This window comes from Burkholderia sp. ABCPW 111 (assembly GCF_000773065.1).
In the GTDB taxonomy this organism is placed as follows: Bacteria; Pseudomonadota; Gammaproteobacteria; order Burkholderiales; family Burkholderiaceae; genus Burkholderia; species Burkholderia savannae.
The window spans coordinates 83,918-96,408 of record NZ_JPWT01000047.1 but is presented as its reverse complement, the minus strand read 5'-3'; the positions used below and the strand labels follow the sequence as shown (position 1 = coordinate 96,408).

Below are 12,491 nucleotides of genomic sequence, written 5' to 3'. Positions count from 1 at the left end.
ATGCGCGCGACGCCGGCTACTTGCCGGCGCGCGCGCCTACAGTTGCGCCCACGCGCACATCTGCCCGAAGAACTCGACCTGCGCGCGCGATTCGTGGACTTCGCATTGCAAGTCTCCGCTCAGCCGGTCGAATTCGAGCCGCTTGCCGTTCGCGAGCACCGTGGAGTCGGGATCGTTCGACAGCGCCCGCAGCATTTCCGCGAGCCACGAGCTGAGCTTCATCGCGGTCCCGCCGTCGACCGGCACCTCGTACGACATTCTCGGCAGCGGCAGCCCCGCCGCCGCGAACAGCTTGACCATCCGGTGCGCGACGTCGGACGACGGGAACGTCCGCTTGCCGCGCTCGAGAATCTCGTTCGCCACCGAGTCCCACAGATTGATGGCCGGCATCGACATCGGCTTGCGCACGAAGTCCGGCTCGTGCAGCGCGAGATATCCGCCGGGCTTCACGAAGCGCGCCGCGTGACGAATGAGCTCGGCCGCGTGCAACTGGTGGATCAGCACGTAGCGGGCGACGACGACGTCGAAGCTGTGCGCGCCCTCGACCTGATCCAGGCCGCACGCGCGAAAGCGGATGTTGTGCAGCCCCGCTTGCTCGGCATTGGCGGTCGCCGCGTCGATCGCGACGTCGCTCGCGTCGATCGCGACGACGGTGCCGGTCGGGCCGACCGTCTCGGCCGCCAGCATGCTGACGCCGCCCGTCCCGCAGCCGACGTCGAGCACGCGCATCGAAGGCCGAAGCCGCGCGGACTCGAGCAGACGCCGCGTGACGGGCTTCAGCATTTCCGACTGGAAATCCAGCCGGCGGAGTTCTATCGGCGAGTGGCCCAATGCGTATTTGGACATGGTGGGTCTGATCTCCTCTTATTGATTCGTGGGCGGTGGCGGAAGCGCCGGGCGTTGCACGGCGCGTTTCGTTGATGCGGCGCGTGCTTGCTTGCGGCGAACGGCCGGCGCAGACGCGCGCACGGACAGCGCGGCGCGTCCTTTGCCGATCCGAAGCCGCCGTGCCAAGCCGATTCCCGGCGACGGCGGGGCGGCGCAACGCGATGCCGCGCCGTCACGCGGCTGCGCCGCGACCGGGCAGGCAATCGGCGCGCGCGCAGGCGGCGTCGATCGCGGTGCGTGCATCCGTGTCGCACCGCGCACGCCGCGAACCGTGACGAAACGTCGTTGATGCCGGCCGTTCGTTCAGACGCTCGCGCGCAAGCGCCGATGTCCCGTTCGACCGATCAATCGGGCCGCTTCGCGAAACGGCTCGCGAGATCGTTTGCTGTCCGGCAACGCCTGATGTCGTCGATGCCGCCGGTACGGCTGGCGAATCGATGCGACCGTTCTTTTCCGACACCGTGCGAATTCGCCGCGGCGCGCGTGTTGAAACCTCGCGCTTCGTGGCGAATCCTGCCTTGATAGCACGCGCATACGCGCGCGCAAAGCACGAAGCTTCGGAGGCCGGTCGATAGCCGAGCGATCTCGCCCCGACACGCGAACGCGCGCGTTGCGCGACTGCCCACGAAAGTTGACGATTCGTCGGCATGCGCACGCATTGTTTCGGCGTCGCCGCGAGCGACCTCGCTTTCTATTCGCGGATCGTGGCGGCATGCGCGTCCGCATCATCGATGCGACGGACTTGATGCGACAGACGCGTTGCGCGAGCCAAGCCGTACGAGCGAAGCGAACATTGGCGCAGCCCGGCCGCGTCGGGGCGAGCGTCTTCGAGTGTATTTCGTCACGCGGGCGTCGAGCGTCGAAGCGCGATCGCCGCGAGCGTCGCGGACAGCGCGCTCATTCGCGCAATCGCCGCGGATGAAGGCTGCCGACACGAACCTTGCGCCTGCGCGCGCAAAGCCGCCGCAATCGCGCTTCCGGCCCCGCTTGGCCGGCATTGAACCGGCGAATCCGACGATCGCCGGCGCCTCGCATTCGTTGGACAAGAGAAGAGGTGCGCGCCGCTACGCGGCGATTTCACGCCGGCCGCGCCGGCCGCCCCGGCGATGCGCGTCTGCGTCGATTCGCCTCGGCCCACGCATCGGCACGGGCCGAATGCAGGCGCCCGGCGATGCGGTCGCTATCCACTTGCCGATGATCGCCGCGGCGCTCGTGTCCGCGCTCGCCGGTTTCGATCCCGAGCGCGCGGCCCCGGCGCGGCGATTGACGCAGGTCAAGGCCCGTGCGGGCATCGCGCCTAGGCTTGTTTCGCATGCAGTCAGTGCGGCGAGGCACTCGAGGAGCGACGCGAAATGACCGCATTCTGGGAACATTTCCAGCATGGCGCGGATATCGGCGTGCGCGGCGTCGGCGACACGCTCGCGCAGGCTTACGAGCAGGCCGCGCTCGCGCTGACGGCGATCGTCGCGAATCCGGCGTCGATCCGGCCGCTGCGCGACATCGAGATCGCCTGCGCGGAGACGGACCGCGAATTGCTGCTCGTCGACTGGCTCAACGCGATCGTCTACGAAATGGCGGTGCGCAAGATGGTGTTCGGCCGCTTCGACGTGACGCTAGCCGAAGACGGCCTGCGGGCGCGCGCCGCGGGCGAGCCCGTCGACGTCGCGCGGCACCGGCCGGCGGTCGAGCCGAAGGGCGCGACCTACACCGCGCTGCGCGTGGACCGGCTCGACGACGGCGCATGGATTGCCGAATGCGTCGTCGACGTGTGAACGGAGCATGGCGATGGACTTGACCCGGCTCGAGCAGCACGGCGAATTCGAATGGCACATTCCGCCGGCGGGCGCGATGCGCGTGCCGGGCATCATCTATGCGGACCGCAAGCTCGCCGCCGGCATGGACGACAAAGTGTACGAACAGGTCTGCAACGTCGCGACGCTGCCGGGCATCGTCGGCGCGTCGTACGCGATGCCGGACGCGCACTGGGGATATGGCTTTCCGATCGGCGGCGTCGCGGCGTTCGACGCGCACGCGGGCGGCGTGATCTCGGCGGGCGGGGTCGGCTTCGACATCTCGTGCGGCGTGCGCACGCTGCACACGGGGCTCGCGCGCGAAGACATCGAAGCGGTGAAGAAAAAGCTCGCCGACGCGCTGTTCGCGCACGTCCCGGCGGGCGTCGGCAGCACCGGGAGGCTTCGGCTGTCGGCCGCGAAAACCGACGACATGCTGACGGGCGGCGCCGCGTGGGCCGTCGAGCAGGGGTACGGCGCGCCGCTCGATCTGGAGCGCATCGAAGAGGGCGGGATGGTGCGGCACGCGAAGCCGTCCGCGGTGTCGGCGCTCGCGAAAAAGCGCCAGCGCGACGAGATGGGCACGCTCGGCTCCGGCAACCACTACCTCGAAGTGCAGGAGATCGCGGACATCTACGATCCGGCGTGCGCGCAACGCTACGGGCTGCGGCCCGGGCAGGTCGTCGTGACGATCCACTGCGGATCGCGCGGGCTCGGCCATCAGATCGGCACCGAATTCCTCAAGGAGATGGTGGTCGCCGCGAAGCGCCACGGGATCACGCTGCCCGATCGCGAGCTCGCGTGCGCGCCGATCCTGTCGGAGCTCGGCGAGCGCTATCTGGGCGCGATGCGCGCGGCGATCAACTGCGCGCTCGCGAACCGGCAAATCCTCATGCATCTGGCCCGCGAAGTCTTCGCGAAGGTGCTGCCCGCCGCGCAACTGACCCTGCTTTACGACGTGTCGCACAACACGTGCAAGATCGAGGATCACGTGATCGACGGCCGCCGCCTGCAACTTTACGTGCACCGCAAGGGCGCGACGCGCGCGTTCGGGCCCGGCCATCCGGCGCTGCCCGACGCGCTGCGCGACGCGGGCCAGCCGGTGCTGATCGGGGGTAGCATGGGAACGGCGTCGTACGTTCTCGCGGGCGCGGACGCGGCGGGCGGCGAGCGCGCGTTCGGTTCCGCGTGCCACGGCGCGGGACGCGCGATGAGCCGCTTCGCGGCCGCGCGGCGCTGGCATGGCCGGGCGCTCGTCGACGAACTCGCGGCCCGCGGCATCCTGATCCGCAGCCCGTCGGAGCGCGGCGTCGCCGAGGAGGCGCCGGGCGCTTACAAGGACGTCGGCGCGGTCGTCGACGCGGCCGCCGAGGCCGGGCTCGCGCGCAAGGTCGCGCGGCTCGTGCCGATCGTCTGCATCAAGGGTTGACGCATGGCGTCGGCGCGAAGCGAAGCAATCGATCTGAACCGGAACGGGAGAAAAGCCATGTCAACGAAGCTCAATTCCGCATCGCCCCCCGCCACCGCGACCGAGATCCGCGATATCGTCGGGCCGATCGAGGACGACGTCATCGCGAAGATCCTCGACATCGAGCCGACGAGCGCCGAGGTGCTCGACGCGTACACGTGGTTCAGATCCGACGAGCGGCTGCAGTTCCGGCTCGATCGCGAACCGCACGGCCGGACCGCGCGCGTGCTCGAGATACTGGAGCGCGAGGAGGCGGACGGCGACGACATGCGCCGGTGAATCCGTCGCGTTCGCGCGCAGGCGGCGACGCCGGAAAGCGCGGCGACGCAGGCGCCCGTACCGCGCGAGGGCGCTCGCGCGACCGATGCCGTCATCCGAAGCCGTCATGTCATTCATCGTCGGAAACGCAGGCGAATCGTCATGGTCAAGGCGAACCGTAACTTCCGGACCACGTCCGCCGGGCAACCGGCCATTGCGGCCATTCCTGCCGTCGCCCGCCCGCGCGCGCCCGACAAGCCGCCGCGTCAGCGGGCGCTGCGGGCGTTCCTGTCCGCGCGCGTCGGGCTCGCCTGGGCGCCGGTGCGCACGGAGCTCGCGCAACGCTTTCCCGAGCTGTCCGACGTCCCGGCGAGCCTCGTGGCGACGCACACGTCGACGAAGCACGGGCGCGTTCGCGTCCATGCCGCGCATGGCGTCGTCGCGCTCGAGGAGGCGGGCTGCGCGTTCTACGTTCACCCCGAACTCGGCACGCTGATGCGCAACGCCGCGCTCGCGTCGCGCTTGCAGCACGAGAAGGAGCGCGAAGCGCGCCGCGCGGAGGAGCTGCACGCGCGAATGCGCCCGGTGTCGGCGCACACCCAGGCGCACAAGATCGGGCCGACGTGGTATCTGGTCGAGCTCGACTATCTGCCGTTTCCGCGCCGCGAGGCCGCCGACCCGGCCGCGCGCCACGCGCCCGAGCACGCGACCGTGTTCGATGCGGTGCTCGGGCGCGTCGTCGACGCGTCGGACCGCTTCGACCTCGAACACATCTACGGCCGCCGGGGCGTGTACGGCGCACGCAGGCGCGAACTGTCGTATCGCGAGTTGCGCGACCTCGGCCTGCTCGCGCCGGCCAGGACGTGATCGTCGAATGCCGCGTCGGCGCGGCGTTCGGCGTTCGGTGTTTGGCGTTCGGTGTTTGGCGTTCGACGTTCGGCATGCAGCAGGCGGACGCGCCCGGACCTTGATCGTGATCAACGGACGCCCGCTCCGATGCGCAATGCTTCAAGCATGTCGATGCGCGCGAGGAGACGACGATGCCGGACTTCGTATTGTTGACGCGTTTGTCCCCGGAAGGGCTCAAATCGCCGTCGAGCATGGAGGCGCTCGAGAAGCGCGCGGTCAAGGAGATCGAGCAGGCGTGCCCGGGCATCGAATGGCGGCACAGCTACGCGATCCTCGGACCGTACGATTACCTCGACGTGTTTTCCGCGCCGGACATCGCGACCGCGTTCAAGGTGTCGGCGATCCTGCGCACGCTCGGACGCTCGCACGCGGAGGTATGGGCCGCGACCGAATGGCGCGCGTTCAAGGAAATCATCGATTCGATCGGCTGATGCGGGCCGATCCACGCACGAGCGATGCGCGACGAGCGGCGTCGCTCGATGCTCGGCGGCCGGCGTCGCCGGGCGATCCGCAACGGGCTGTTTCCTCGGAGGAGCGCACGCCGGGCCGGCGCGCGCGTTGATGCGATGAATGAAGCCGACGACACGCCGCCTGACGGCCACGTGCGCCTGTTTCTCTGCGGCGACGTGATGACGGGCCGCGGAATCGACCAGATGCTGCCGCATCCGAGCGATCCCCAACTGTACGAGCGCTATTGCCGGTCGGCGCGCGATTACGTGCGCCTCGCCGAGCTCGCGAACGGCAAGCTGCCGGCGCGCGTCGACTATGCGTATCCGTGGGGCGACGCGCTACCGGAGCTCAATCGCATGCGGCCGCACGCGCGGATCGTGAATCTGGAAACGGCGATCACGACGAGCGACGAGCATTGGCCGGACAAACCCGTGCTGTACCGGATGCATCCGCGCAACGTCGACTGTGTGTCGAGCGCGCGCATCGATTGCTGCGTGCTCGCGAACAACCACTCGCTCGACTGGGGGCGCGCCGGCCTCGCCGACACGCTCGACACGCTGCATCGGGCCGGCATCCGGACCGCCGGAGCGGGCGGCGACGACGCGCAGGCGGCCGAGCCCGCCACGCTCGCGCTCGCGAACGGGCGGCGCGTTTGCGTCTACGCGTTCGCGGCCGAGACGAGCGGCGTGCCGCCGTCGTGGGCGGCGACGCTGCGGCGCAGCGGCCTCAACTATCTGGCGAATCTGTCGCCCGAGCGGGCGACGCAGATCGGCGAGCGAATCGCCGCGCGGCGGCGCGACGGGGATCTCGTCGTCGTCTCGCTGCATTGGGGCGGCAACTGGGGCTTCGAGATCGGCGGCGACGAGCACGCGTTCGCGCATCGGCTCGTCGACACGGGCGCGGCCGACGTCGTCTACGGCCATTCGTCGCACCACGTCAAAGGCGTCGAGATCTATCGCGGGCGGCTGATCCTTTACGGCTGCGGCGATTTTCTGAACGACTACGAAGGCATCCACGGCCATCAGCAGTTCCGCCCGGACCTCACGCTGATGTATTTTCCGGTGCTCGATGCGGACAGCGGGGCGCTCGTCGAGATGTCGGCTGTGCCGATGCAGATCCGGAACCTGCGGCTGCAACGCGCGCCCGCCGAAGGGCGGACCTGGCTGCACGCGGTGCTCGAGCGCGAAAGCCGACGGTTCGGCACGCACGTGTCGGCGTGCGACGCCGACGTGATGCATCTGCATTGGTGACGCGGTTCGAGCGGTCCGCCGCGCGGCTCCGGTCGAAAAGCGCATGCCGCCGGCCGCCCCGATCGGTCAGCCGGCGACGAGCTTCAGCCCGGCCGGCAGCGATTCGCCGAACGCGCGGCCGGTGTCCGCGTTGTCGAGCGTCACGACCTCGCGCACCATCCGCAGCCACGCATCCGGCGCGTTGATCGCCGCGAGCCGGCGCACGACCGGCTCGCGCACGTCGAGCGCAAGGTCGTTCGTCCGGTCGCCCGTCATGCGCGCGATCTGCACGGCCGCGAACGCGGCCGGCTCGACCTTCTTCCAGTCGATGGCGAGGATCGCGTCCAGCCAGCGGCTCGCCACGTCAGGCGGCACCACGCCGTGCGCGCTGCCGTACAGCGGCCGCCGCGCGCCGATGCGCCCGATCGCCCACCAGCACTGGTGATTCTCGGCCGGCCGCCGCAGCCGTTCGAGCAGCCGCTCGCCGAGCTCGATCTTGCGCTCGACGGCGACGCGCTCGAGCGACGCGGACAGACGCACGATGTCCATGTCGCCGATCTTCGCGGGATCGAACGGCAGCTTCGGCCGCTTCGCGCCCGCCGCCTCCTGCAGCCAGGCCATCGCGTCGAGCGCCTGGCGCTGCGCATCGTCGTCGAGCCCGCCCGCCGCGCGCCGCCAGAGCGTCCACCATTCCGACCAGACCTGCCCCTCGTTCACGTACTGGATGCCGTCGTCGAACAGCGTCCAGAGCTGCGCGACGCGCCAGTCGTCGAGCGGATAGCCGAAGCCCGGCCGCACGCAATAGCCGGCGAGGTTCAGCCAGACGCGCTCGTGGTCCGCCGAGCGCCGCCGCCGGCCCGCGCGCTCCCACAGCGCGCCGAACAGCTCGCGCAGGAGGGCGATGTCCCAGTTCTCGCGCGCGCCTAGCAGTTGCTCGAGCTGCGCGCGCAGACGCCGGACTTCCTTCGGATCGACGTTCGCGAGCCGCGCGCCGAACGAGCGGTCGATCAACTCGATCGCCTTGTCGAGCGACGGATGGCGCGACGCGTCGGCCGCGTCGCCTTGCGCGCGCTCGCGCCGCAACTGGAATTCGAGAAGCCAGCGTTGCGACGGGTCGTCCGTCGCGATGCAGTGCATGTCGAGCGTGCCGACCTCGGTGAGCGACGTCGTCAGCTTGACGAGCCGCTCGCGCGACCCGCCCGCGTCCTGCTGCCGGACGACCGTCGCGACGGGCGGCAGCCGCACGAAGTCGCCCGCGCCGAGATCCGCGAGCTCGCCGGGGCGCCACGCATGGTCGGAAACGGTCGAGACCAAATGGAAGCGCACCGGATGGCCGAGCCGCAACGCGAACGTGCGATCGTCGAGGCGCACCTCGTGCCCCTCCGCCGTGCCGCGCGGCAGCACGCAGACGCCCCGCGACGCGCGCGCGCCATCGTCGCCGTCGTCGTCGACGACGAGAAAGTAGCTACGCGGCGAGCCGCCGCCGATCCTCGGCGCCCGCCCGGCGCGCGCGAGCCCGTACGCGACCGCGCCGCGCGCCACCGCGACGTCCGGATGATCGTTGTGCAGCACGTGCAGCGGCTGGCCGCGCCAGTCGCCGAGCACGCCCGCGAGGCGATCGGCGAGCGCCTGCGAGCGGAACACGCCGCCGTTGAGCAGCAGCGTGTCGGGTATCGGCAAACCCGCATCCGCTGCATCCGCCGCATCCGTTGCGCCGGCCTTCGCCGGCGCGCCGAGCGCGTCGCGCGACTGCGCGGCGAGCCGGTGCAGGAACGCCGCGACGTGCCGCGTGACGGCCGGATCGGCGGCATAGGGCAGGCCGAATTCGACGAGCGCCGCGCGCGAGCGCCGCGGCAAATCGTCGGGGCGGCCAGCGGGGAAGAATCCGTCGACGACGATCCGCTCGACCTCGTCGCGGCTCAACTCGGTCTTGCGCGCACCGCCGACGAGCCGCGCGCCCGAGCCGAGCAGCGTCACGCCGACCGCGTCGGGCGCATCCGCGTCGAGCAGGCGCTCCTTCGCCGCGCGGCACCGCTCGACGAGCTGCGACAGGCTCGCCGCCGACAGGCGCGCGCCGTCCTGCGCGATGCGCGTCTCCGCAACGCGCGCGAGCGCGAGATCCATGTTGTCGCCGCCGAGCATCAAGTGATCGCCGACGCCGATGCGCGTCAGTTGCGGCTCGCCGCCCTCGACGTGCACCTTGACGAGCGTGAGATCCGTCGTCCCGCCGCCGACGTCGCACACCAGCACGAGCCGCGTTTGCGCCAGCTCGTCGCGCAGCGTGTCGCGATGATGGAACAGCCAGTCGTAGAACGCGGCCTGCGGCTCCTCGAGCAGGCGCAGCGCGGGCAGCTTCGCGATCCGCGCCGCTTCGAGCGTGAGCGCGCGCGCGCCGTCGTCGAACGATGCGGGCACGGTGAGCACGACGTCCTGCGCCTCCAGCGGCGCGTCCGGAAAGCGGCGGTTCCACGCGGCGCGCACGTGCGCGAGATAGCTCGCGCTCGCCGCCACCGGCGACACCTTGTCGTCGGCGTCGGCCGCGCCCCACGGCAGGATCGGCGCGAGACGATCGACCGACGCGTGCGACAGCCAGCTCTTCGCGCTCGTCACGAGCCGGCCCGGCACCTGCGCGCCGAGCGCGCGCGCGAGCGTGCCGATCACGGCGGGCGGCGCGCCGTCGGCGTCGGCCGCTTCGGCGTCGCGCCACGGCAGCCGCAGATCGCCGGGCGCGAATTCGCCCGGCACCGGGTGATAGCGCGCCGACGGCAGCAGCGGCCGCGCGCCGAGCTCGCCCGGCGCGACCAATTGGTCGACGTCGAGCACGCGAATCGCGTCGCCGCCTGCCTCGACGTACGCGACGACGGTGTTGCTCGTCCCGAGATCGATGCCGACGATGAACTGTTTCATCGGTTACGCATTCGCGCCGCCGCGCACGTCGAATTCGACTTTCCAGCGCTCGTTCGCGCCGCTTTGCACGGCCTCGAGCTCGAGCGTGCCGGCCTCCGTCACGCGCGCATGCAGCTTCACGGGCACGATTTCGCCGGGCGTGCGCCCCTCGGGCGGCAGCGTGGCCTCGATCGCCTCGAGCTCCTGGAGTTCGTCGGGCGACCAGAAATCGAGCAGCGTGCCGACCTGATCCTGGCGGCGCACCGACGAACCGAAAAAGCGGAAATGCACCGGTTCGCCGACCACGAGGCCGAATTCCTGCGGCGGCAACGCGGCGTCGGAGCCTTCCTCCATGCCGAACGGCGCGACGCACAGCGCCTGGATCGGCGGCTCGAGGCCGGGCACGGCGGGCATCGCCGATTCGACCGCGATGTAATACGCGCGCGCCGTGCCGCCGCGGATGCGTACGCCTTTGCCGCGCTTCACGTAGCCGTAATACGCGGCGCCGCGCGCCACCGCGAGGTCGAGATCGGCGCCGCCGAGCAGCCGGGCGGGCGCCGCGCCGTCGGTGGCGAGCCAGCCGTTGAGCGTGCCGAGAATACGCTCGACGAGCAGCGGCGACTTGAACACGCCGCCGTTGAACAGCACGGCGGTCGGATGCAGGAAGCTCGCCGACGCGTCGTGCACGTCCCGCAAGCCGTCGAGTTCCGCGAGCGCCGCCACCTGCCGGCCGAGAAACGCCGCGAGGTGCCGCGTGACGCCGGCATCCTGCGCGTACGGCAGGCCGAGCTGCGTCAAGCCCGCGCGCGTGCGGCTCACGGGCCGCGCCGACGCGTCGACTTGCGGGAAGAAGCCTTCGAGGATCGTCTGCGTGAGCTCCGCGCGCGTGAGCTCGGTGCGGATCGAGCCGCCGATCAGCTTCGAGCCGCGGCTCGGCACGACGAGCGGCGCGGCGTCCGTCGACGGATCGCCGAGCAGCGTCTCCTTCGCGGCGCGGCACGCGTAGGTGAGGGCGCGCAACTGCCACGGGTCCGCCTGCGTGCCTTGCGCGGCAAGCTTGCGCGCGACCACGTGCGCGAGCGCGAGATCCATGTTGTCGCCGCCGAGCAGGATGTGTTCGCCGACCGCGACGCGATGCAGCTCGAGATTGCCGTCGCGCTCGACGACCGCGATCAGCGACAGGTCGGTCGTGCCGCCGCCGACGTCGACCACGAGGATGATGTCGCCGACCTTCACCTCCTTGCGCCATCCGCCGCCGCTTTTCTCGATCCAGCTGTAGAGCGCCGCCTGCGGCTCCTCGAGCAGCGTCATGCGCGCATAGCCGGCCGCCTGCGCGGCCTCGGCCGTCAGCTCGCGCGCGGCCGGATCGAACGATGCGGGAATCGTGACGGTGACGTCCTGCTGATCGAACGGCGCATCCGGATGCGCGTGGTTCCACGCGTCGCGCAGATGGGTCAGATAGCGCACCGAGCTTTCGAGCGGCGACACGCGCGCGACTTCCGGCGGCGCGTCGCTCGGCAGGATGCCCGCGCGGCGATCGACGCCCGGATGGCACAGCCAGCTCTTCGCGCTTGATACGAGGCGAATCGGCGTGCCCGCGCCGCGGCTGCGCGCGAGCTCGCCGACCGCGAAATCGCGCTCGGGCGCCCACGGCAGCGCGAGGTCGCCCGGCGCGAGCTCGCTCGGATGCGGCAGGTACAGAAAGGACGGCAGCAGATTCGGCGACTCGATCGCGCCCGGCGCGGTCAACTGCGCGATGGGCAGCACGTCGAGACGGGTTTTCTCGCCGTCGCTCGACGCGAGATCCACGTACGACAGCGCGCAGTGCGTGGTGCCGAGATCGATGCCGATCGAATAACGCGGCTCGCTCATAGCTCCACCTCGGCGGGAGCGATGACCGACGCGTCGTGGCCCGGGTTCAGCTTCGGCAGCCGGACGGCGTCGACGCGCCAGCCGCGATGGCTGATGCTGCCGCTGAACGGCGGCTTGCCGACGACGTTGCCCGTCAGGCGGATCGCGCTCGCGTCGAAGCCTTCGCCGATCGTCACGCGCGCGCCTTCGGCCTCGTCGCGCACCGGGCGAATCGCGAAGTGCTCGCGCAGCGTGGCGCGGCAGCCGTCGTGCACGAGGCGCGCGGCGGCGCCGATGTCCGCGTCGGAATAGCCGGCGATGTCCTCTTCGACGAAGTCGATGAGGCGCGCATCGCGCTGGAGCAGCCCGAGCAGCTGGAGCGCCGCGTCCGGGGTCGCTTCCTTGACGATCTCGCGCGCGGGCGCCGCCGCGGGTTGGGGCGGCGCGACGGGCGCCGCAGCCGGCGCCGCGGGGGCTTCGCCGTCGCGCAGGCGGCGTGCGCGGCTCGCGAGCTCGCGGTCGCCGAGCACGGAGAAGAACAGGCCGAAGGCGAGCGAAAGCCGGCCGGCGAATGAAATGTTCGGTTCGGTCATGAGGAGAAAGCTCCATTGGGCCCGCCTGAACGGCGAGCTATCCTGCCGGACGCAGGGCGGGACGAGCCGCGAGCGGGCGTCGCGCATCCTGTTCCGGCATCTCGTATCTGAGCCCGACGGGCGCAAAACCCGTATTTTGCCTTGATCTGATGTCGAGCCGGCCAAGGCA

Annotated in this window: 11 protein-coding genes; 7 read left to right on the top strand and 4 right to left on the bottom strand. The window is 70.8% G+C overall.

Annotated features, from left to right (window positions below; translation table 11 throughout):
• Positions 1–36: 36 nt before the first annotated feature.
• Positions 37–846 carry an SAM-dependent methyltransferase gene (locus X946_RS06225; RefSeq protein WP_060819989.1) on the bottom strand — a complete coding sequence of 270 codons (810 nt, stop codon included), beginning with the start codon at positions 844–846 and terminating at the stop codon, positions 37–39.
• Positions 847–1,806: 960 nt separating this feature from the next.
• On the opposite strand from X946_RS06225, the gene X946_RS33330 reads away from it, so the two are divergent.
• The 7 genes from X946_RS33330 to X946_RS06180 all read left to right on the top strand — a co-directional run bounded on the left by X946_RS33330 (position 1,807) and on the right by X946_RS06180 (position 7,013).
• The gene (locus tag X946_RS33330) at positions 1,807–2,244 is read left to right on the top strand and encodes a hypothetical protein (RefSeq protein ID WP_152611642.1); all 438 of its coding nucleotides are present in this window, start codon (positions 1,807–1,809) and stop codon (positions 2,242–2,244) included.
• Positions 2,241–2,660 (top strand): archease, encoded by a 420-nt coding sequence (locus X946_RS06205; RefSeq protein ID WP_038744901.1) that lies wholly within the window; start codon positions 2,241–2,243, stop codon positions 2,658–2,660. The genes X946_RS33330 and X946_RS06205 overlap by 4 nt, the downstream gene beginning before the upstream one ends.
• A gap of 13 nt (positions 2,661–2,673) precedes the next feature.
• Positions 2,674–4,107, top strand: a complete 1,434-nt coding sequence (locus X946_RS06200) for an RtcB family protein (protein ID WP_038744937.1) — start codon at positions 2,674–2,676, stop codon at positions 4,105–4,107.
• Between the two features lie 57 nt (positions 4,108–4,164).
• A complete protein-coding gene (locus X946_RS06195; protein WP_038744900.1) occupies positions 4,165–4,425 on the top strand; it encodes a hypothetical protein in 261 nt (86 codons plus the stop codon).
• 141 nt (positions 4,426–4,566) lie between these two features.
• The gene (locus X946_RS06190) at positions 4,567–5,271 is read left to right on the top strand and encodes a hypothetical protein (protein ID WP_038744899.1); all 705 of its coding nucleotides are present in this window, start codon (positions 4,567–4,569) and stop codon (positions 5,269–5,271) included.
• A 173-nt stretch (positions 5,272–5,444) separates the two neighbouring features.
• Positions 5,445–5,744: a GYD domain-containing protein gene (locus tag X946_RS06185; protein ID WP_038744898.1), complete on the top strand. Its 300-nt coding sequence runs from the start codon at positions 5,445–5,447 to the stop codon at positions 5,742–5,744.
• 48 nt (positions 5,745–5,792) lie between these two features.
• The gene (locus X946_RS06180) at positions 5,793–7,013 is read left to right on the top strand and encodes a CapA family protein (RefSeq protein WP_226383214.1); all 1,221 of its coding nucleotides are present in this window, start codon (positions 5,793–5,795) and stop codon (positions 7,011–7,013) included.
• Positions 7,014–7,079: 66 nt separating this feature from the next.
• Here the strand turns inward: X946_RS06180 and X946_RS06175 are convergent, their stop codons facing one another.
• Genes X946_RS06175 through X946_RS06165 form a run of 3 tightly spaced genes read right to left on the bottom strand, consistent with a single transcriptional unit; the run spans position 7,080 to position 12,322 of the window.
• Positions 7,080–9,899, bottom strand: coding sequence for an Hsp70 family protein (locus X946_RS06175; protein ID WP_038744897.1), 2,820 nt, complete (start codon positions 9,897–9,899; stop codon positions 7,080–7,082).
• Between the two features lie 3 nt (positions 9,900–9,902).
• Positions 9,903–11,750 (bottom strand): Hsp70 family protein, encoded by a 1,848-nt coding sequence (locus X946_RS06170; RefSeq protein WP_038744896.1) that lies wholly within the window; start codon positions 11,748–11,750, stop codon positions 9,903–9,905.
• A complete protein-coding gene (locus X946_RS06165) occupies positions 11,747–12,322 on the bottom strand; it encodes a DUF2760 domain-containing protein (protein ID WP_038744895.1) in 576 nt (191 codons plus the stop codon). The genes X946_RS06170 and X946_RS06165 overlap by 4 nt, the downstream gene beginning before the upstream one ends.
• Positions 12,323–12,491 lie beyond the last annotated feature (169 nt).

Excerpts from the sequence above, each read along its gene's own strand:
- X946_RS06225 (WP_060819989.1), bottom strand. The coding sequence starts at position 846 with ATGTCCAAATACGCATTGGGCCACTCGCCGATAGAACTCCGCCGGCTG.
- X946_RS33330 (WP_152611642.1), top strand. The coding sequence starts at position 1,807 with ATGAAGGCTGCCGACACGAACCTTGCGCCTGCGCGCGCAAAGCCGCCG.
- X946_RS06205 (WP_038744901.1), top strand. The coding sequence starts at position 2,241 with ATGACCGCATTCTGGGAACATTTCCAGCATGGCGCGGATATCGGCGTG.
- X946_RS06200 (WP_038744937.1), top strand. The coding sequence starts at position 2,674 with ATGGACTTGACCCGGCTCGAGCAGCACGGCGAATTCGAATGGCACATT.
- X946_RS06195 (WP_038744900.1), top strand. The coding sequence starts at position 4,165 with ATGTCAACGAAGCTCAATTCCGCATCGCCCCCCGCCACCGCGACCGAG.
- X946_RS06190 (WP_038744899.1), top strand. The coding sequence starts at position 4,567 with ATGGTCAAGGCGAACCGTAACTTCCGGACCACGTCCGCCGGGCAACCG.
- X946_RS06185 (WP_038744898.1), top strand. The coding sequence starts at position 5,445 with ATGCCGGACTTCGTATTGTTGACGCGTTTGTCCCCGGAAGGGCTCAAA.
- X946_RS06180 (WP_226383214.1), top strand. The coding sequence starts at position 5,793 with ATGCTCGGCGGCCGGCGTCGCCGGGCGATCCGCAACGGGCTGTTTCCT.
- X946_RS06175 (WP_038744897.1), bottom strand. The coding sequence starts at position 9,899 with ATGAAACAGTTCATCGTCGGCATCGATCTCGGGACGAGCAACACCGTC.
- X946_RS06170 (WP_038744896.1), bottom strand. The coding sequence starts at position 11,750 with ATGAGCGAGCCGCGTTATTCGATCGGCATCGATCTCGGCACCACGCAC.
- X946_RS06165 (WP_038744895.1), bottom strand. The coding sequence starts at position 12,322 with ATGACCGAACCGAACATTTCATTCGCCGGCCGGCTTTCGCTCGCCTTC.